We start from the raw sequence: 19,426 nt of genomic DNA, 5'->3' as shown, positions 1-19,426 counted from the left end.
ATGACCACTATCAAGAACGTTGATTGTCCGTTGAACCGCGCGGTCCGTAAGGTGGCTCCATAGATCGATGGAGGTACTTATGTCCCAGGTTCAGATCATGTCCGTTATCGGCAGCGCCGTTCCCGCATCGCTCAGAGAGCTAGGACTGCTCGCCTGTTGGTATGTGATGCGCGACGGCGAACCGATCAGCGGTCCGCTCACCTCGCTTCCCGCCGCCCAGGCCCTGTCGCAACGCATCGGCATCGTCCGGCTCATCGCCTAAGGCAGCTGAACCTGCGGCTTGCTTTCGACATAGATCGCCCAGCTCGACATAAACAGCGCGGCGATCAACGGCCCGATTACAAAACCGTTCAGACCGAACACGGCCATACCGCCCAAGGTCGAGATCAGGATCATGTAGTCGGGCATCCGGGTGTCTTTGCCCACCAGGATCGGCCGCAGCAGATTGTCCACCAGGCCAATCACAAATACCCCGAACAACCCCAGCACCACGCCCTGCCAGATCGCCCCGCTGAGCAGGAAGTACACCGCCACCGGCGCCCAGACAATCCCCGCCCCCACCGCTGGCAACAGCGACAGAAACGCCATCAACACCGCCCAGAGCAGCACACTGGGGATATCCAAAAACCAGAAAATCAAGCCGCCCAACGCACCCTGCGTGATCGCCACCAACAAATTGCCTTTGACGGTGGCCCGCACCACGCGATTGAATTTAAGCTGCAAACGGCGTTTCTGGTGTTCCTGTAACGGCACGGCGGTGCGGACTTTGCGCGCCAGCTCGGCGCCGTCCCGCAGAAAGAAGAACAACAGGTACAGCATGATGAAAAAGCTGACGATGAACTCGAACGTCCCCTGACCAACACTGAAAACCTGCGTGGCAAAGAATTGACTGCCTTGCATCGCGCCCTTGACGATTTTGTCCTGCACCCCCTTCAACTCACCTACGCCGGACCGATCAAGCAAATGCTGGAAATACGGCGGCAAGCCATGCTTGAACTGCGACACATACCCGGCGATGTCCAGCTCGCCGCTTTCGATGCGGTTGTACAGCGACGCGCCTTCCTGAACCAGCAGGACACTGAGGATGATCACCGGCAAAATCGCGATCACCAGACAAATACTCAGGGTGCACAGCGACGTCAGGTTGCGCTGCCAGCCGAACTTCAATTGCAGCCGCCGCTGCATCGGCGCGAAGACGATGCCGAGGATGACCGCCCAGAACACCGCACCGTAAAACGGCAACAGAATCCAGATAAAGGCCAGGGTCACGACGACCAGCAACACAAGCAGCGCCCTGTTTTGTAGCGTGGTTTCTTTCATGTCCGATCCATGTCAATCCGCAACGGAGCAGGCGCTCCTTGATGCTTAGTCCGCCACGGTTCGCATGAGTGCCATCCGTTTGTTCATCAAGCATAGATCCAGATCAATGATCCCTGAGGGCAAGCCCTCTATCCTCGGCTGCTTTGCGATCGATACCGCCATGCCCCTTGCCACACCACTCTCAATCCCAGAGCTGCTCGCCCCCGCCGGCACTCTGAAAAACATGCGTTATGCCTTCGCCTACGGCGCCGATGCGGTGTACGCCGGGCAGCCGCGCTACAGCTTGCGGGTGCGCAATAACGAATTCGACCACGCCAACCTGGCCCTCGGCATCAAAGAGGCGCAAGCCCAGAACAAGCGCTTCTACGTGGTGGTCAACATCGCGCCGCACAACGCCAAGCTCAAAACGTTCTTGAAAGACCTGACTCCGGTGATTGCCATGGCGCCGGACGCGCTGATCATGTCCGACCCGGGCCTGATCATGCTGGTACGCCGGCACTTCCCGCAGATGCCAATCCATTTGTCGGTGCAGGCCAACACGGTGAATTGGGCGAGCGTCGAGTTCTGGCAGCAACAGGGCTTGAGCCGGATCATCCTGTCGCGGGAACTGTCCCTGGAAGAAATCGCCGAAATTCGCCAGCAAGTACCGGCCATGGAACTGGAAGTGTTCGTTCACGGCGCGTTGTGCATGGCCTATTCCGGACGCTGCCTGCTCTCGGGCTACATGAACAAGCGCGACGCCAACCAGGGCAGTTGCACCAACGCTTGCCGCTGGAAGTACTCGGCACAGGCGGCCACGGAGAATCAGCTCGGCGAGATTGTTCAACAGTTCCAGCCTGAGCCGACTTTAGGCATCGGCGCACCGACCGATCAGGTGTTCCTGTTGCAAGAAGCCAATCGTCCAGACGAGTTGATGCCAGCCTTCGAGGACGAACACGGCACCTACATCATGAACGCCAAAGACCTGCGCGCCGTGCAGCATGTCGAGCGTTTGACGCAAATGGGCGTGCATTCACTGAAGATCGAAGGCCGGACCAAATCCCACTTCTATTGCGCCCGCACCACTCAGGTGTATCGCCAGGCCATTGATGATGCGGTGGCCGGTCGCGCCTTCAATCGCAATCTGATGACTGATCTGGAGTCCCTGGCCCAGCGCGGCTACACCGAAGGGTTCCTGCGTCGGCATGTGCATGATGAGTATCAGAACTACCAGAACGGCAGCTCGGTGTCGGAGCGACAGCAGTTTGTCGGGGAATTGACCGGCGAACGGCACGATCGCCTGGCCGAAGTGAAGGTGAAGAACCGCTTTGGCCTGGGCGATCATATGGAACTGATGACGCCCAAGGGCAACTTCCACTTTGATTTGCATCAGTTGCAGAACATCAAAGGCGAGCCGATTGAAGTGGCGCCGGGGGATGGGCACACGGTGTATGTGCCGATTCCGGATGCGGTGGATTTGCGGTTTGGGTTGTTGATGCGCGATGTGACCGGCAATTGAAAAATCAGCGCAAAATCTGTGGCGAGGGAGCTTGCTCCCGTCCGGCTGCGCAGCAGTCGTAAAACCTGCATCCAGGGTGTGCCTGACGAATCGCGGTTGCCTGTTTTGGGGCTGCTTCGCAACCCAGCGGAAGCAAGCTCCCTCGCCACAATGGTCATTTGTAATGCCACAAAAGATCACGCGAACTCTTCGCGCAACATCCCCACAAACGCCTCTCGCGCCGGATGAACCCCGACGTTTTCATGCCAGTAAAACAAATTCTCGACAGCCGTCAGTTCGGGGAATTCATACCCCGCGCATCCCGCCCCTTTGGCGTACTGATCAAACACCCCTTTTGGCACCAACGCCACGCCAGCCCCGGCACTAACGCAACCGACAATCGCACCATAACTGGCCAGGCTGACAATCGGCAGCGCCTGCCCCTGGCGCAGCAACCAATGTTCCAGCGCCGCCCGATACGGACAGCCCTGCGGCCACATAAACACGGTTTTGTCCTGCAAATCCGCGATGTCGCGCACCGGCCCCAGCGACGTTGAAGCAATCAGCAGCAGCTCTTCGCGGTACATCGGCGTGCGCTTGAGTTGTGAGCGCTCGACATCCACTGCAACGATGGCGCCGTCGAGGCGGTGATTGGCGGTGTCGTCGAGCAACTGGCTCCAGGTTCCGGTGGTCAGCTCCAGGGCGACGCCGGGATAACGCTTATGGAATTTGGCCAGCAAACGTGGCAAGCGACCGGTGGCCGAAGATTCGATGGCGCCGATGCGCAGCGGCCCGGATGGCTCGGCGGATGGAGGATCGGGTGAGCGGCTGGCGCTGGGGCTGTGTGTTGCTGGGGTTGATCGGCGTGGTGATTGTGGTGGCCGGCGATAAAGGCCTCGGCAGCATTGATGCCCACGGCTTGCTGATCCTGCTGGCAGCGGTGTCGTGGAGTTTTTACTTTGCGCTGCAGAAGCATCACACCGGGCGTTATGACGGTTTGACCCTGACTTGCTACACGGTCTGGTGCGGGACCGCGTTGTTGTTGGTTTATCTGCCAGGGCTGGCGGATCAGGTAGTGCGAGCGCCGGTTAAAGTGCAGATAGCGGTGATTGGGTTGGGCGTGTTTCCGAGTGCCTTGGCGTACCTGGCTTGGGCGTTTGTGCTGGCCCATGTGGATTTGAGTCGTACGGCGATGACGTTGTACCTGGTGCCGCCGACAGCGATGGCGATTGCCTCGGTTGCGCTGGGTGAGCGGCCGGCGATGATAGTTATCGTCGGCGCGCTGGTGGTGTTGACCAGTGTGTTGGCGTTGAATCTGGAGCGGCGAGTGGTGGGGCTTCTGACGCTATCGCGAGCAGGCTCGCTCCCACATTGACCGCGAGAACACTGGAGATCCCCTGTGGGAGCGGGCTTGCTCGCGAAGAGGCCGTGTCAGTCGACATCCATGCTGCCTGATACACCGCTTTCGCGAGCAAGCCCGCTCCCACAAGGGGCTTGTGGTGTTGTTGGGATCAGGTGTTCCCTGATGAAAACCGGTCGCGGCTGTTGGTCAGGTGCAGCCACATCGCCGCCCGCGCTGCGTCCGGGTCCTGGCGTTTGATGGCGTTGAGGATTGCTTCGTGTTCTTGATTGGCCAGTTGCCCGAGCTTGCTCAAATCCGTGGAACCACGCTCGGTCGCGTTGACCCGCGTCCGGGGAATCATCGCGCTGCCCAGTTGCTGCATGATTTCGGTGAAGCACACATTGCCGGTCGCTTCGGCGATCAGCAGGTGAAAGCGCTTGTCGGCTTCAACGCAACTGTCGTTGTTGGCGAGCAGGCTTTGATAGTCATCCAACGCTTCACGCATCTGCGCCAATTGCTGATCGGTACGGCGAATCGCAGCTAGCGCGGCAGCCTGGGTTTCCAGGCCCATGCGCAATTCCAGAATGCTGCGCACCCCCAGCGCGGTGTCGACGTTCAGTCGCAGCCCCTGCTCCGCTGCGCGCTCGATCACGAAGGTGCCGATGCCGTGACGGGTCTCCACCAACCCCGATGCCTGCAGCTTCGAAATCGCCTCACGCACCACCGTGCGGCTGACCCCGTGCTCCTGAACAATCGTGTTCTCCGACGGCAGCTTGTCTCCCGGCAGCATCTGGCCGAGCAGGATGCTTTGGGTCAGCTTGGCCACCAGGTCATGAGCCAGGTTGTGGCTGCGCTTGCGGGCAGGTGCGTCGAGGTCTTCTTGCATGGCGATCATCCGAAAAGCGGGGCTATCCGGATCGTAGCACCGGGCTCGCCCGGAATCTCATGAAAACAACACTCAACTTGTATGACAACACTCAACAATCAGCGCTTCAACCCCTCGAAACAGCCAGAACAAACATCTAAAAGAATAACAAATTGCCTATAAAGCGCCATTTCGTTGGATATCAGCGCTTGCGGGATCAAAAAACCTAGTTGTATGATGTCTATCAACACGAAACGCCCAGCAATACCCCGCATAAAAATAATCAGTGGGAGAAAAGCAAGTGAGTACATCCGCATCCGCGATAAACGACGGCGCCGATTCAGTCCTGAAATCCGCCATCTCGAAAGTCAAACGCCACGTCCTGCCGCTGTTCGTGATCATGTTTATCGTCAACTACATTGACCGCGTAAACATTGGCTTCGTCCGCGCCCACATGGAGCAGGATCTGGGCATCGGCGCTGCCGCCTACGGCCTCGGTGCCGGCCTGTTCTTCATTGGTTACGCGCTGTTCGAAGTCCCCTCCAACATGCTTCTGCAAAAAGTCGGCGCGCGCATCTGGCTGACCCGGATCATGCTGACCTGGGGCCTGGTTGCCGCCGGCATGGCGTTCATCCAGAACGAAACCCACTTCTACATCCTGCGTTTTCTGCTCGGTGTTGCCGAAGCCGGGTTCTTTCCCGGGGTGATTTATTACTTCACCCGCTGGTTGCCTGGGCTTGAACGCGGTAAGGCGATTGCGATCTTCCTTAGCGGCTCGGCGGTTGCGTCGCTGATCTCCGGCCCGCTGTCCGGGATGTTGCTGCAACTCAATGGTTTCGGCCTGCACGGTTGGCAGTGGATGTACTTCATTGAAGGCATGTTCTCGGTTGGGCTGTGCGTGTTCGTCTGGTTCTGGCTTGACTCCAAACCCCACGACGCCAAATGGCTGAGCCGCGACGAACAGGACGCGCTGGTCAAGGCAATCGACGACGAACAACTCGCTCGCGAAGCCGCGACGCCGATCAAACCGTCCCTGGGCAAACTGCTCAAGGACCGTCAGATCATCCTCTTCTGCCTGATCTACTTCTTCATTCAGTTGACCATTTATGCCGCGACCTTCTGGCTGCCGAGCATCATCAAGAAGATGGGCGACCTCAGCGACATCCAGGTCGGGTTGTTCAATTCGATCCCGTGGTTGCTGTCGATTGTCGGCATGTACGCCTTCGCCGCGTTTTCGGCCAAATGGAAACACCAGCAAGCCTGGGTCGCCGCTGCGCTGCTGATTGCTGCGGCCGGGATGTTCATGTCCACCACCGGCGGACCGATCTTTGCCTTTGTGGCGATCTGCTTCGCGGCGCTGGGTTTCAAATCGGCGTCGTCGCTGTTCTGGCCGATTCCCCAGGCGTACCTGGATGCGCGGATCGCTGCCGGCGTGATCGCGCTGATCAACTCGGTGGGCAACCTTGGCGGCTTCGTCGCGCCGACCACGTTCGGTCTGTTGGAAGAACACACCGGTTCGATTCAGGGCGGGCTCTACGGTTTGGCGGCGACTTCGATCATCGCCGCAATCATTGTCTTCGCCGCCCGCAACACACCGAAAACCGCACCCGCCGCTGCCCCCGGCAAACCCGCTTCCAGCCACGCCTGAACCTCAGTTTTGAAGGACATAACAATGAACGCACAAGACACTGCAAAAGCGCCGATCATCACCAGCATGCAAGTGGTTCCGGTGGCGGGCCACGACGGCATGCTGCTCAACCTGAGCGGTGCTCACGGTCCGTTTTTCACCCGCAACATCGTGATCCTCACCGACAACGCCGGGCACACCGGCGTCGGTGAAGTGCCGGGCGGCGAACGCATTCGCCAGACCCTGGAAGATGCGCGCTCGCTGGTGGTCGGCAGCCCCATCGGCACCTACCAGAAGATCCTCAATCAGGTGCGCCAGACCTTCGCCGATCGCGATGCCGGTGGCCGCGGCCTGCAAACCTTCGACCTGCGCATCACCATTCACGCCGTCACTGGCCTGGAGGCCGCCCTGCTCGACTTGCTCGGCCAGCATCTGGACGTGCCGGTCGCGGCGCTGCTCGGCGAAGGCCAGCAGCGTGATGAAGTGAAAATGCTCGGCTATCTGTTTTACGTCGGCGACCGTAACGAAACCGATCTGGCCTACCGCAGCGAACCAGACGCCGACAACGACTGGTTTCGTGTGCGTCACGAAAAAGCCATGACTGCCGACGCGGTAGTGCGCCTCGCCGAGGCCGCCCATGCCCGTTACGGTTTCAAAGACTTCAAACTCAAGGGCGGCGTGCTCAGCGGCGATGAAGAAATCGAAGCGGTCACCGCCTTGGCCGAACGCTTCCCTGATGCGCGCATCACCCTTGACCCGAATGGCGCGTGGTCACTGAAAGAAGCGATCCGCTTGTGCCGCGATCAGCATCACGTCTTGGCGTACGCCGAAGATCCGTGCGGGGCGGAGAACGGTTACTCGGGCCGTGAAGTCATGGCTGAATTTCGCCGCGCCACGGGGCTGAAAACCGCGACCAATATGATCGCCACTGACTGGCGGGAGATGGGTCACGCGATTCAATTGCAATCGGTGGATATTCCGCTGGCTGACCCGCACTTCTGGACCATGCAGGGCTCGGTTCGGGTGGCGCAGATGTGCCATGAATGGGGCCTGACCTGGGGCTCGCATTCCAACAACCATTTCGACATTTCCCTGGCCATGTTCACCCACGTTGCGGCGGCTGCGCCGGGTGAAATCACCGCCATCGATACACACTGGATCTGGCAGGACGGCCAGCGTCTGACCAAAGCGCCGCTGCAAATTGTCGGTGGCTGTGTGCAAGTGCCGAAGAAGCCGGGGCTCGGTGTGGAACTGGATTTGGATCAACTGGCCAAGGCGCATGAGTTGTATAAAGGCATGGGCCTGGGCGCGCGGGATGACAGCGTGGCGATGCAGTTTCTGATTCCGGGCTGGAAGTTTGATAACAAACGGCCGTGTTTGGTGCGTTAACCCGACTGACACACCACCATCCCTGTGGGAGCGGGCTTGCTCGCGAAAGCGGTCTAACAGTCACATAGATGTTGGATGTGCCGCCGCCTTCGCGAGCAAGCTCGCTCCCACAGGGTCCGCATTAACATTCATTCATCTGCGCAGCATGTAGAAGCCATTGCTTGAACGCCACCATCGCCGGCGTTTCAGGCCGCGACTGCAAGCGCGTCAACCAATAACTACCCGTGGTGATGTGAATGGCAAACGGCTGCTCAATCGCCCCCGCCGCCAATTGCCGAGCGAACATCAACGGCGGCGCCAACGCCACACCCGCACCTTGCAGCGCCGCCTCCATCATCGCCAGCGATGAGTCGAAGATAATGCTTTGTGGCGGCGCAGCGTGGGTCGAGAGGCCCGACGCCTGAAACCAGTCCGGCCATTCATCCGTGCGATACGAACGCAACAACGTCTGCTGCAACAAGTCGACGGGTGATGCCAGTTGCCGGGCGATCTCGGGAACGCACAACACCGACAGCGGCGCCTCGATCAGCCGCACCGCTTCAATTCCATGCCACGCCCCGGCGCCAAAACGAATCGCGTAATCCAGCCCTTCAGCGGCCACATCCACCCGGTTGTTGTTGGTCGACAGGCGTAAATCTATGAACGGATGTTTCGCCTGGAAGTCGGTCAGACGCGGCAACAGCCAACCCACTGCGAACGTCCCCACGGCACCCACCGTCAGCACTTCCCGGTAATGTCCGCCCTCAAGTCGCTCCAGTGTTTCGGCAATTCGGTCGAAGGATTCGCGCAGCACCGGCAGCAGGGTTTCGCCCTCGCTGGTCAACATAAGGCCACGGGGCAAGCGTTTGAACAGGGTTACGTTAAGCTGGGCCTCAAGGCTTTTGACCTGATGACTCACCGCCGCTTGCGTGACGCACAACTCCACCGCCGCCCGGGTGAAGCTCAAATGCCGCGCCGAGACCTCGAAGGCGCGCAGAGCGTTCAATGGTAATTGCGGACGAATCATGGCCACTCCCAAATTTTTCTAATGGCTCGTGCGAAATATCATCGGTTGTCGATCAGCGGCGCACTGCCTAAATTTGCCTCGCCGTTCACCGGCCGGTGGCGGGCAGTCTACCGCTTAGCCGAACCAATTCGCATGGAATAGAACCAATGACGGACACAATCACCATGACCAGACTGACTATTTTCGGGGCTTGCGCTGCATTACTCAGCGCTGGCCCGTGCTTGGCGCAAGGTCAGACAGACCAGCAGATTCAAAGCGCGGTCGACGCCGCCATTCGCCCCATCATGCAAGCCCAAGGCGTTCCCGGCATGGCCGTGGCAGTGACCATCGATGGCAAGCCGCATTACTTTAACTACGGCGTCGCCAACAAAGAAAACGCCCAAGCGGTCACCGAAAACACCCTGTTCGAAATCGGCTCGGTAAGCAAAACCTTCACCGCCACTCTCGGCGGCTACGCCCAGGCCACCGGCAAACTGTCCGTTACCGATAAGGCCAGCCAGGTCTTGCCGGCGTTGCGCGGCAGTGCGTTCGATAACGTCAGCGTGTTGCAACTGGGTACTTACACCGCCGGTGGATTGCCGTTGCAGTTCCCTGATGCGTTCGATCACGCAGATAAAATGCTCGGCTACTTCAAACAGTGGAAACCGGTGTATGCCGCCGGCACCCATCGTCAATATTCGAACCCCAGCATCGGGCTGTTCGGGTATCTGGCCGCGCAAAGCCTGGGCCAGCCTTTTGATGAGGTGATGGAGAAGACGCTGTTGCCGAAACTCGGGTTGAAGCACACCTACCTCAAAGTGCCGCAAGATCAGATGGAGATTTACGCTCAGGGCTATGACAAGAACGACAAGCCTGTGCGCGTCAGCCCGGGGGCGCTGGACTCTGAAGCATACGGTGTGAAAACCAGTGCGGCGGACATGATTCGGTTTGTTGAGGCGAACCTGAAACCTTCGGGACTTGAAGCGCCAATGCAGAAAGCCATTGCAGCGACTCATACCGGTTACTACACGGTTGGTGACATGACTCAGGGCTTGGGTTGGGAACGCTACACCTACCCGATCACCCTCGATAAATTGCTGGCCGGTAACTCGACGCCGATGGCCATGGAAGCGCATAAAGTCCAATGGCTGAACCCGCCGCAGCCTGAGCCAGGCAGTGTATTGATCAACAAAACCGGCTCTACCGGTGGCTTCGGTACTTATGTTGCGTTCGTGCCCGCCAAAGACATTGGTATCGTGATCCTGGCCAACAAAAACTTCCCGATCCCGGAACGGGTCAAGGCTGCTCATCAAATCCTGAGCGCACTGGCCGAATAATCCCCGGCACCGTTCTTTTGTGGTGTGGTTACCCATCAAAAAATGGATTGTGGCGAGGGGGCTTGCCCCCGTTGGGCTGCGAAGCAGCCCCAAAACCAGCAACCGCGCCCCTTCAGACACACCTCAGCGCAGGTTTTACGACTGCTGTGCAGCCGAGCGGGAGCAAGCTCCCTCGCCACAGGGGCTAGTGCTGGCAATAATAGCTGTGGCGATTCAGGCAAACAAAATGGGCGACCTCTTACTTAAAGGTCGCCCATTTTCGTTAGGCCACTGAAACCTGCGCCTGCAGTCGCCGCCCGACCACATCCATCAAATCGCAACTGTCACGCAACGGAATCGCCAACACTCGCGCGAAGTCCTGCAACAGCAACGCATCACGACCGACGCCCTCGGCCAGGGAAAGTGTTTCAACCAGTTGCGTCACGCTGCGCAGGCGATACGCCGCCGTGTCGTGCAGCACATCAATCGGCGCTTCGGTGTCGATGAGCAAGGACGCAATGGTGCAGTCGATGCCGGTGATTGGCATGTATCGAGCCATGGTTGAACCTCCTTGTTCAGTGTTGGGTGGCGGGTTGGGTGTCGGGGGTTTCTTCGGTTGGATCGAGATTGTCCAACGCCCGATTGACCAACAACTCACCCACGATGGCCAATTGCTGAATGGCAAGCGCCAAGCTGCGGTTTGAGCCTTCGAGTTTGCAGGCAAGGTCGGTGGTCAGGACGTTTAGCTGCGAGAGGGATTCGCAGGCGTGGCTTAGCAGGGTTGGGGTGTCGACGTCGGGGAGGATTTTGAAGATGTGGCTGATGGGGTCGGCGTGGTTGGGGTTGCGTAAGCGGCCACTTACGGCGCGTTCGGTGGCTTGGGAGAGTTCGACGGGGTCGAGTGAGTCAGTATCTGTTTCAGGAAGATCAGGTGTGTATTTCTTCATCTTTAAAGCTCCATATGAATTGGGAGCTACCTATCTCACTTCCACATGAGGGTGGCAGCTGTACGCAGGTGTGGAAGACCAGGAAACACCCAAAACCCGGTGCACTCGAAAGTGCCCCCGCGCACAGCAGCCATAACGTGGCAATGTTGACATAAATTATGGCGACATGCGCTTTATAGGCTTGGGTGTCTCTGTTTGAAGCCCGGACTTCCACATCCGACCGCTGATTTTGCAGCGACCAAGTAAGGTTATCGGCACGCCCATCTCCGCACCAGTTCATGAAGTGCGCCACGTCTTGCAGGAAATATCCGACGCGATTGAAGTCCTTTTGCCCCGACTCATTTTTCGGGAATACGCTGCAACGACCTTTTTACGGCTGGCCGTTGTGGTCAGACCGAAACCGTTGTATCTAAACGGCAGCGGATCAATCCGTGGCCGGGAATGACATAATGCGCGCCAAAGCCTTAAAACCGACTGACCCCCAAAGGGCGTTGTAATGGAAATCAACAGTTTCAGCCTCACGGATGTCGGTCGGTTCACCGATTTGGACATTCAACTGGCCCCTACCGCCAATCACCCCTCGAACGTGACAGTGTTTGTCGGGAACAACGGCGCCGGGAAAACCACCCTTTTGAAGTCACTAGCCACCTCACTAAGTTGGTTGGTCGCTAGAATGCGTGCAGAAAAAGGCATCGGTAGTCATCTTGCTGAAGAGGACATTCGAAACGGCGCCCTAGTCGCATTAATTCTGATTGCCGTAGTAGACAATTCGCAGGCAGGCTCAAGTCTTTCCGAGGTTGAGACAGAAGATTCTCTTTTCAAATGGGGGATTGCCCGCGCCAGACAAGGGAGGAAGACCACGGCCCATAGTTCGTTGATGGGCGCCACCCGCCTGGCAGATCACTACCGCAGCCAACTAACCGCAAACGACAAAGCCTCCCTCCCCCTGATCGCCTACTACCCAGTCGAACGCTCAGTCCTGGAAATCCCGCTAAAAATCCGTACCAAACACACCTTCGACCAACTCGACGGCTACGACAACGCGCTAAACCGTGGTGTCGACTTCCGCCGCTTTTTCGAATGGTTTCGCGAGCGCGAAGACAGTGAAAATGAAAACGGAGTGCCTGATGTAGTCTTGACACAAATTTCCAAAGATTTCGGCAAGGACAGTTCTGTCTGGAAGGCGCTTTCCAAGATAAAAGCCTCATCCCGCGACCGTCAGCTAACCGCCGTTCGCTCCGCCATCGCCGCCTTCATGCCCGGTTTCAGCAACCTGCGAGTGCAGCGCAAACCACGCCTGCACATGGCCATCGACAAGGACGGCGTAACGCTCAACGTCTCTCAGCTCTCACAGGGCGAAAAGTCGATGATGGCGCTGGTCGGTGACATCGCTCGGCGCTTGGCGATGATGAATCAGTCGCTGGACAACCCGCTGGAAGGCGACGGCATCGTCCTGATCGACGAAGTGGATTTGCACCTGCACCCCAAATGGCAGCGCAGCCTGATTCGGCAATTAAGCGAGACCTTCCCCAACTGCCAGTTTGTGCTGACCACCCACTCCCCGCTGGTCATCAGCGATGCAAAAGACGTGTTGTGCTACGTACTCAATGACGGCGAACTCCACGAACACAACGGTCTTTACGGACTGGATGCCAATCAAGTGCTGCTGGAAGTCATGGACACCGACATCCGCAACAGTGAAGTGCAGCAGCGCTTGAATCGATTGATGGAGCGCTTGCAGGACGGTGATCTGGACGAAGCGAAGAAGCTGTTTGCCGAACTGTCGCTGGAGCTGTCCGACGGTCATCTGGAATTAGCCAAAGCCGCATTGCTGATCCGCAAGCTGGAGTTACGTCGTGCGTAAGATCGACAAGGAAGTTGAACCAGCAACGCTTGCTCTCTGGAAGCGCCAGAACCGCACGTTGCGTTATAAGGATTTGCCACCGCAAGAAAGCCGAGCCATTCGGTCATCGTGCATCACGGAACAGTACGGTTTATGCGCCTATTGCTGCCAATCGATCACCCTCGACGACGCGCATAACGAACATGTCGAAGCCCAGGACCGTGCACCGAATCGCACGCTGGACTATTCCAATATCGTCGCAAGCTGCAACCGGAAGCACCAATGCGGGCACGGTCGAGGTACACATCAACTACCTCTCACACCTCTGATGGTTGAATGCGAAACCGAGCTCAAGTTCTATTTATCCGGTCTGGTTACGGGACATACCGAGCGGGCCAGAGTTTCTATTGAGACATTGAGTCTAGGTCATACCGAAGAGAGTAATCGCGGGCTTGTCGGTAGACGTAAAGCAATGGTCGATACGCTGATTTATGGTCAGGAATTGCGTCCCGAAGACTTGCAGCATGAGGACGAAGAGCTATTGGGCTTGCTTCTGGAAGTCTTTCAAACACCGGAAGCCGGGAAACCGCTTCAGCCTTTCTCCCCAGTATTGGCCAACGTAATCCGTCATTTTCTAACGCCCGCTTGAACTAGGCTAACCGCCACGCAGTCATCCCTCTTACCTCCCTTCAAGAGCGATCCCTCCATGAACATCGATCTCTCCACCAAAACCGCCCTTATCACCGGCTCCACCCAAGGCATCGGTTTTGCCATCGCCAAAGGCCTGGCCCTGTCCGGTGCCGAGGTGGTGATCAACGGCCGCAAGCAAGACGCTGTCGACGCCGCTGTCACCCAACTCAAGCACCTGCTCCCCTCCGCCAACGTGCGTGGCATCGCTGCCGATGTCGGCACCGCCGAGGGGTGTAAAGCGATGGTCGCGGCGCTGCCCCGCGTGGATATTCTGGTGAATAACGTCGGGATCTACGGTCCGCAGGATTTCTTCGAAACCGACGATGATGTCTGGGAGAAGTTCTTCGAAGTGAACGTGATGTCCGGCGTTCGGCTGTCCCGGGCCTATCTTCAGGACATGGCCAAAAACGGTTGGGGCCGGGTGGTGTTTATCTCGTCCGAGTCGGCGCTGAATATTCCGGCGGACATGATTCATTACGGGTTTACCAAGACTTCCAACCTGTCGATTTCCAGTGGTTTGGCCAAGCGCATGGCCGGCACCGGGGTGACGGTGAATGCGGTTCTGCCGGGGCCGACGTTGTCCGAGGGTTTGCAGGACATGCTGAAGGATGCGCAGCAAAAATCCGGTGAGCCGATTGAAAAAGTGGCGGCGGACTTTGTGATGGCAAACCGTCCGACGTCAATCATTCAACGGGCGGCGAGTATGGAGGAAGTGGCGAATATGGTCGTTTATGTGGTGTCGCCACAGGCGTCGGCCACTACCGGCGCGGCGCTGCGGGTCGACGGCGGAGTCGTGGACACCATCGCCTGACCGGGTCACCACAAAACCTGTGGGAGCGGGCTTGCTCGCGAAAGCGGTGTGTCAGGCAACATCAATACTGAATGTTCCGCCGCCTTCGCGAGCAAGCTTCGCTCCTACAGGTGATTAATCAATCATCCGGCTGCTCAACCGGTTTGGCAGGCTTGGCCGGTTTACCCGATTTGGTGCCCTTGGCCCCTTTGGTCGTGGCCGGTTCGGCAGCTACTGGTGGCGGGGTCGGCGGCGCAAGCTCTTTCTCGGCCGCCGGCAGGGCGTCGATGGTGTCGAAGACTTTCTTCAAGTCGACTGACTTCGATTCCTCCCCCGAACTCTCAAGCTTCGTCTCGCCATCCTTGCCCACCAGGATGACTTTGGGCAACGCCCCGGCACCGAGTTTCAGCGAACGGATGAGCGCCATGGTGTCCTGCTGGCCGAGATCCTTACCATCAAGCTGACCGAACATGTTCAACACGCTGTAGACCTTGATATTGCGCTGGGCGATCCCCTGTTTGTTGGCCGGATCCTCCAACGACTTTTTCAGGCTCACCCAGACCGGGTCGACGGTACTGGGTGCGATTACGATTAGCGGTCGGGCCCTGCCCACATCCGCAGCCAGGGGTGAGTCGCTGTCGGCGGCGAACAGGGGGCCGGCGAATGCCAGCAGAGTAGCCAGGGTCAATGACCTGATGAGCATGCGCATCTCCTTTTGATATCCACGCTCTAATGATTGCGCATCGCGGCGATCGTTCCGGGTGACGATCCACGAATATGTTTCGCGTTGACCAAAGCTTAGGTCAGGGCCGGCATTGCGCAACAGACTGTGAAGGATTGTGAGCAGCAATTGATTACGGTTTATGTGCGCTTTATGGTGGAGTTCCCGGCCTGCGAACGCATCGTCGGCACCCGGAAAAGGAGTTTCAGTTGGCCATTCATCTCGACTACCTCTGCGATCACCCCGCCCTGATCGCCGAATTCGCCGAACTCAATTTCAACGAGTGGGGCCATTACAAACCCGGCAATACCCTTGAGGCACAAACCGAACACATGCGCGCCAGTTGCGGCAGAGGTTCGGTGCCGACGGTGGTGGTGGCCATCGAAGACTCGCAATTGCTTGGCGGCGCCCTGCTGCTGGCCCACGATCTGGACTCACGCCCGCAGTTGACGCCTTGGCTGGCCGGGGTCTACGTCAAGCCCGAACACCGTGGCCGAGGAATTGCCTCGCAACTGGTGACACGCATTGTTGAGGAAGCCGCGCAGGTCGGTGTGCCGGAACTCTATCTGTGTACCCCCAACGCTCAAGCGCTGTACGCCAAACTGGGCTGGGAAGAAATTGAAGAAGTGGACGACAACGGCCTGGTCACGGTGATGAAGCGCAGCACTGCGCCTTGATCAACACCGAGAGCTATCTGTGGTGAGGCGTTTGCCGATGATCAACTCAGGTTCACTCAGCGTCAGCAGCACGCCTTGGGGCCGGATCGCTCCCGGAATGCGGATCGATCGCCTCACTGACGCATTGGGCGAGCGGTATCGAGTTGCCCGGCGCTCAGGCGGCTCATTGCAACACCTTACAGTTCTCAAGCCAGTCCTCGAACGCCTTGAAGGTCGCCTCGGCCGCCACCACCGATTGCGCACGTTCGGCAGGGTTACGTACTTCATACAGACAGGCCAGAAAGCCTCGCCACATCATCAAGGTCGACGCGCCATACACCGCGAAAAACCGCCCACCTCGGTGTTCATCAATCCCCAGGCGCGAGTACAACCCGTTGCGTAGGGATTGTCCGCCCAGGGTTGCGCCCTCCAGGACATACAACACGCCCAGTACGTCAGCAACCGTGGTGATTTTCAGGGAAAACCGGCACAGGGGAATCGCCACAATCTCATCCACATCCAGGCCCAATGCATTCAGGTCGGCTTCCAGGGAGGGGGTTTTGCTGCGAATCAGCCAGTTCAGGTCAGGAATGGTCATTGCCAGTTGGAACAGCAGGTTTTCCAGTGGCCGATAGAAACCGTAATAGGCTTCGATCAGTCGGGTATAGAGGCTTTGATCAGCCGTATAGAACGGGATGCGTTTATCCAACAACTGGTGCTGCTGGGTGGTGGCGATGCGCAGCTCGCTGAGAATCAGCGGCAGGCTTTTTGGCGGGGCGGTCATGACAACGCGTCGAGGCAATACCAGGCGGTGTGGAGTTGATGCTCAGCGGCGTCGATTAACGCGTGCACATGTCACCTCTTCCTGATCAATCACGGGGGAGTGCCGACAGGTCATCCGCGCATGAATGAAAGGCAGGCTTTGCACCGTAGCATCTATGTGCGGGGAGAAGGGGGTTGTTTTTCAGGCACTCCGCAGTGAAAAAACTGATTGTTTTGTCAGGAGCAATCTGTGGCGAGGGAGCTTGCTCCCGCTGGGTCGCGAAGCGGCCCCAATCCAATCGCCTACGATCCTCCAGAAAGACCGCGCTGGCCGTATTACGACTGCTCCGCAGCCGAGCGGGAGCAAGCTCCCTCGCCACAGGTCATGGTTAGATCAACAGGATTTTGGGTGGATCAAAACGCCAATTTATAGCCGATCAACACCAGCATCGTCGCCAGGCACGGGCGCAGCAGTTCGTCGGAAATGCGGCCCGTCAGGTGGCTGCCCAGCCAGATCCCGGGAAGCGAACCGACCAGCAGGAAACCCAGCACATGCCAATCCATATTGCCCATGCTCGCATGGCCAAGGCCAGCGACCAGCGTCAGGGGCACGGCGTGGGCGATTTCCGTGCCGACCAGGCGGCGGGTCGGCAGCAGCGGATAAAGGATGAACAGCGCCACGGTGCCCAAGGCGCCGGCACCGATGGAGGTCAGGGCAACCATTGTTCCGAGGATCAGGCCAGTGATGACCGTCAGCACGTTCAGGCGCGTGCCGCTGGGGTTGTAGTTGCCACCGGCGCGTTTGTGAGCGAAGTCGAGCAGGCGTTTTTTGAAGAAAATCGCCAGGGCTGTGGCAAACAGCACGAAGCCCAGGGCTTGCTTGATGATGGCGTTCATCGCCTCGGGCGCGGTGTGCAGGCTGCTCAGAAACCACAGGGTCATGGCCACCGCTGGCACGCTGCCGAGGGTCAGCCAACCGGTGATTGCCCAATCGATGTTCTTGTTCTTGCGGTGCACCAGCACGCCGCTGGATTTGGTGATGGCCGCGTACAGCAAGTCCGTGCCTACCGCGGTGGCCGGGTTGACGCCGAACCACAACAGGATCGGCGTCATCAGCGAACCGCCGCCCACGCCGGTCATCCCGACGATAAAGCCAACCACCAAGCCTGCAACGACTAATCCGAAATTACCGAAATCCATTAACACGCCCACAAAAAACGCATGAAAAAACTGGTCCGCAGCATAGCGATTTTTCTTATAACTACTTATATCGATGCGGTCTATCGTTATGTCTAAAACCCAGAAAACACATCAATCCTGTAGGAGCGAAGCTTGCTCGCGAAGGCCGTGTCAGTCGATACAGAGGTTGAATGATGGTCCGCCTTCGCGAGCAAGCTTCGCTCCTACATGGATTGGGTTGTCAGTGCACCCGCCGTCCTGGCTTGAAGCTGTGGTGGCGATTGATCCACACCGTGGCGAAGGCAATCAGCGACAGGACCAGCAGTGCCCATGGAAATGAAATGACCCCGACGCGGTCCAGCAGCAGGCCACCAAACAGGCCGCCCCCGGCGATGGCGACGTTCCAGGAGGTGGTGAGCATGGCTTGCACCACGTCGACGTGTTCACCCGCCGAGTCTGCCGCCGCTGTCAGCAACAGCGTGGCCGAGCCGCCAAACGACAGCCCCCACACCGCCACGCAGGCACAGACCACCCACGGCGACGACATGGCCACGGCCAACACCAGCGCCGTCAATGCAAACACCGCCAGGCTGATCAACGTCAGTTTGCGCAACCAGCGGTCTACCAGTACGCCAGTGATCCAGATCCCCGCCAGCGAACTGATGCCGAACACCAGCAGCACCAGGTCCACCCGCTCGCCCAGCCCGGACTGCACCAGGAACGGCGCGATATAGGTGTAAAGAATGTTGTGCCCGAGCATCCACGTCAGCACGACGAATAGCACCGGCCGTACTCCCGGCATGCGGAACACCTCGGCCAGGGGCAAGCGCTGGGTGTCGGTCTGGCCGGGTTTGTCCGGCACAACCAGCACAATCCACGCCGCCAGCCCCAGCGCCAGCGCCGACATGATGCCGAACGAGGCACGCCAACCGATCAGGTTGCCGAGCCAGGTGCCCGCCGGGGTGCCCAAGGACAGCGCAATCGGTGTACCGAGCATCGCGATCGCCAGGGCCCTGCCCTGCAAATGCGTGGGTACCAGCCGCCGCGCATACCCGGCCATGATTCCCCAGGACAACCCCGCCGCCATCCCGGCCAGAAACCGCGAGACCAACGTCACACCGTAATGGGTCGACAGCGTGGTGATGGTGTTGAACACCAGAAACCCGCCAACGGTCATCAGCAGCACCGGCCGACGGCGCCAGCCACGGGTGGCTACCGTCAACGGAATAGCGGCCACCAGCGAGCCGAGGGCATAGAGCGTCACGAGTTGGCCGGCCAGCACCTCACTCACGCCTAGCCCAGCACCAATTTGTGGCAGCAGGCCGGCGGGCAGGGTTTCGGTGAGGATCGCGATGAAGCCGGTCATGGCGAACGCCAACAACGCGGCATAGGGCAGTTTGTCCGTGCGAGTGCTGCGTTCCAGCAGCCCACGTTCGGCGGTGGCGTTGTCGGTCATGACGTCTGCGGCTCCTTCCAGTCAATGTTGACGGAAAATTGTATACAAAACCCGCGCCACT

General features: G+C 58.7%; 18 protein-coding genes and 2 pseudogenes. 10 read left to right on the top strand and 10 right to left on the bottom strand.

The window, feature by feature from the left end; translation table 11 throughout:
• Nucleotides 1-79 precede the first annotated feature (79 nt).
• Nucleotides 80-262: a hypothetical protein gene (locus AC1MEW_RS14555; protein ID WP_201204751.1), complete on the top strand. Its 183-nt coding sequence runs from the start codon at nucleotides 80-82 to the stop codon at nucleotides 260-262.
• On the opposite strand, the gene AC1MEW_RS14550 is transcribed toward AC1MEW_RS14555, so the two are convergent.
• On the bottom strand, nucleotides 259-1,320 hold the full coding sequence (locus AC1MEW_RS14550; protein ID WP_201204753.1) for an AI-2E family transporter: 1,062 nt from the start codon (nucleotides 1,318-1,320) through the stop codon (nucleotides 259-261). The genes AC1MEW_RS14555 and AC1MEW_RS14550 overlap by 4 nt on opposite strands.
• 160 nt (nucleotides 1,321-1,480) lie before the next feature.
• Here AC1MEW_RS14550 and trhP point away from each other — a divergent pair, with 160 nt between their 5' ends.
• Complete coding sequence (trhP, locus tag AC1MEW_RS14545) at nucleotides 1,481-2,818, top strand: prephenate-dependent tRNA uridine(34) hydroxylase TrhP (RefSeq protein WP_322269117.1); 1,338 nt, start codon at nucleotides 1,481-1,483, stop codon at nucleotides 2,816-2,818.
• Between the two features lie 176 nt (nucleotides 2,819-2,994).
• On the opposite strand, the pseudogene AC1MEW_RS14540 reads toward trhP, so the two are convergent.
• Nucleotides 2,995-3,630: pseudogene (locus AC1MEW_RS14540) on the bottom strand (LysR substrate-binding domain-containing protein); the annotation flags it as partial.
• Here AC1MEW_RS14540 and AC1MEW_RS14535 point away from each other — a divergent pair.
• Nucleotides 3,609-4,172: pseudogene (locus AC1MEW_RS14535) on the top strand (DMT family transporter); the annotation flags it as partial. The pseudogenes AC1MEW_RS14540 and AC1MEW_RS14535 sit on opposite strands and share 22 nt — an antisense overlap.
• A 136-nt stretch (nucleotides 4,173-4,308) precedes the next feature.
• Here AC1MEW_RS14535 and AC1MEW_RS14530 read toward each other — a convergent pair.
• On the bottom strand, nucleotides 4,309-5,025 hold the full coding sequence (locus AC1MEW_RS14530) for a FadR/GntR family transcriptional regulator (protein WP_201255447.1): 717 nt from the start codon (nucleotides 5,023-5,025) through the stop codon (nucleotides 4,309-4,311).
• 301 nt (nucleotides 5,026-5,326) lie between these two features.
• On the opposite strand from AC1MEW_RS14530, the gene AC1MEW_RS14525 reads away from it, so the two are divergent.
• Entirely contained in the window at nucleotides 5,327-6,652 is a 1,326-nt protein-coding gene (locus tag AC1MEW_RS14525) for an MFS transporter (RefSeq protein WP_416195351.1), read from the top strand.
• 24 nt (nucleotides 6,653-6,676) lie between these two features.
• Nucleotides 6,677-8,020 (top strand): glucarate dehydratase, encoded by a 1,344-nt coding sequence (gene gudD, locus AC1MEW_RS14520; RefSeq protein WP_201255445.1) that lies wholly within the window; start codon nucleotides 6,677-6,679, stop codon nucleotides 8,018-8,020.
• 121 nt (nucleotides 8,021-8,141) lie between these two features.
• Here gudD and AC1MEW_RS14515 read toward each other — a convergent pair whose 3' ends face one another.
• The gene (locus AC1MEW_RS14515; RefSeq protein ID WP_480426719.1) at nucleotides 8,142-9,026 is read right to left on the bottom strand and encodes a LysR family transcriptional regulator; all 885 of its coding nucleotides are present in this window, start codon (nucleotides 9,024-9,026) and stop codon (nucleotides 8,142-8,144) included.
• A 146-nt stretch (nucleotides 9,027-9,172) separates the two neighbouring features.
• On the opposite strand from AC1MEW_RS14515, the gene ampC reads away from it, so the two are divergent.
• Nucleotides 9,173-10,342 (top strand): class C beta-lactamase, encoded by a 1,170-nt coding sequence (gene ampC, locus AC1MEW_RS14510; protein WP_201256206.1) that lies wholly within the window; start codon nucleotides 9,173-9,175, stop codon nucleotides 10,340-10,342.
• Between the two features lie 262 nt (nucleotides 10,343-10,604).
• Here ampC and AC1MEW_RS14505 read toward each other — a convergent pair whose 3' ends face one another.
• Nucleotides 10,605-10,880, bottom strand: coding sequence for a hypothetical protein (locus AC1MEW_RS14505; protein ID WP_201256205.1), 276 nt, complete (start codon nucleotides 10,878-10,880; stop codon nucleotides 10,605-10,607).
• Between the two features lie 16 nt (nucleotides 10,881-10,896).
• On the bottom strand, nucleotides 10,897-11,268 hold the full coding sequence (locus AC1MEW_RS14500; RefSeq protein ID WP_480426718.1) for a DUF6124 family protein: 372 nt from the start codon (nucleotides 11,266-11,268) through the stop codon (nucleotides 10,897-10,899).
• 496 nt (nucleotides 11,269-11,764) lie between these two features.
• On the opposite strand from AC1MEW_RS14500, the gene AC1MEW_RS14495 reads away from it, so the two are divergent.
• The 3 genes from AC1MEW_RS14495 to AC1MEW_RS14485 are packed head-to-tail and all read left to right on the top strand — an operon-like array spanning nucleotide 11,765 to nucleotide 14,612.
• Nucleotides 11,765-13,132 (top strand): AAA family ATPase, encoded by a 1,368-nt coding sequence (locus AC1MEW_RS14495; RefSeq protein ID WP_480426717.1) that lies wholly within the window; start codon nucleotides 11,765-11,767, stop codon nucleotides 13,130-13,132.
• Nucleotides 13,125-13,760, top strand: coding sequence for a retron system putative HNH endonuclease (locus tag AC1MEW_RS14490; protein WP_201256202.1), 636 nt, complete (start codon nucleotides 13,125-13,127; stop codon nucleotides 13,758-13,760). The genes AC1MEW_RS14495 and AC1MEW_RS14490 overlap by 8 nt, the downstream gene beginning before the upstream one ends.
• A gap of 57 nt (nucleotides 13,761-13,817) precedes the next feature.
• Nucleotides 13,818-14,612: an SDR family NAD(P)-dependent oxidoreductase gene (locus tag AC1MEW_RS14485; protein WP_480426715.1), complete on the top strand. Its 795-nt coding sequence runs from the start codon at nucleotides 13,818-13,820 to the stop codon at nucleotides 14,610-14,612.
• 118 nt (nucleotides 14,613-14,730) lie between these two features.
• Here the strand turns inward: AC1MEW_RS14485 and AC1MEW_RS14480 are convergent, their stop codons facing one another.
• Nucleotides 14,731-15,294 carry a DUF4174 domain-containing protein gene (locus AC1MEW_RS14480; RefSeq protein WP_201256200.1) on the bottom strand — a complete coding sequence of 188 codons (564 nt, stop codon included), beginning with the start codon at nucleotides 15,292-15,294 and terminating at the stop codon, nucleotides 14,731-14,733.
• A gap of 227 nt (nucleotides 15,295-15,521) precedes the next feature.
• On the opposite strand from AC1MEW_RS14480, the gene AC1MEW_RS14475 reads away from it, so the two are divergent.
• Nucleotides 15,522-15,989, top strand: coding sequence for a GNAT family N-acetyltransferase (locus tag AC1MEW_RS14475; protein WP_207200183.1), 468 nt, complete (start codon nucleotides 15,522-15,524; stop codon nucleotides 15,987-15,989).
• A 163-nt stretch (nucleotides 15,990-16,152) separates the two neighbouring features.
• Here the strand turns inward: AC1MEW_RS14475 and AC1MEW_RS14470 are convergent, their stop codons facing one another.
• The 3 genes from AC1MEW_RS14470 to AC1MEW_RS14460 form a co-directional block, all read right to left on the bottom strand.
• Nucleotides 16,153-16,752 carry a biliverdin-producing heme oxygenase gene (locus AC1MEW_RS14470; protein WP_201256199.1) on the bottom strand — a complete coding sequence of 200 codons (600 nt, stop codon included), beginning with the start codon at nucleotides 16,750-16,752 and terminating at the stop codon, nucleotides 16,153-16,155.
• Between the two features lie 392 nt (nucleotides 16,753-17,144).
• Entirely contained in the window at nucleotides 17,145-17,930 is a 786-nt protein-coding gene (locus AC1MEW_RS14465) for a sulfite exporter TauE/SafE family protein (protein WP_201204772.1), read from the bottom strand.
• A 220-nt stretch (nucleotides 17,931-18,150) separates the two neighbouring features.
• Entirely contained in the window at nucleotides 18,151-19,365 is a 1,215-nt protein-coding gene (locus tag AC1MEW_RS14460; RefSeq protein ID WP_323570496.1) for an MFS transporter, read from the bottom strand.
• Nucleotides 19,366-19,426: the final 61 nt, after the last annotated feature.

The organism is Pseudomonas sp. ASL4 (assembly GCF_056680395.1).
The sequence above is the reverse complement of the archived record's forward strand: the minus strand, read 5'-3'. Positions and strand labels throughout refer to the sequence as shown.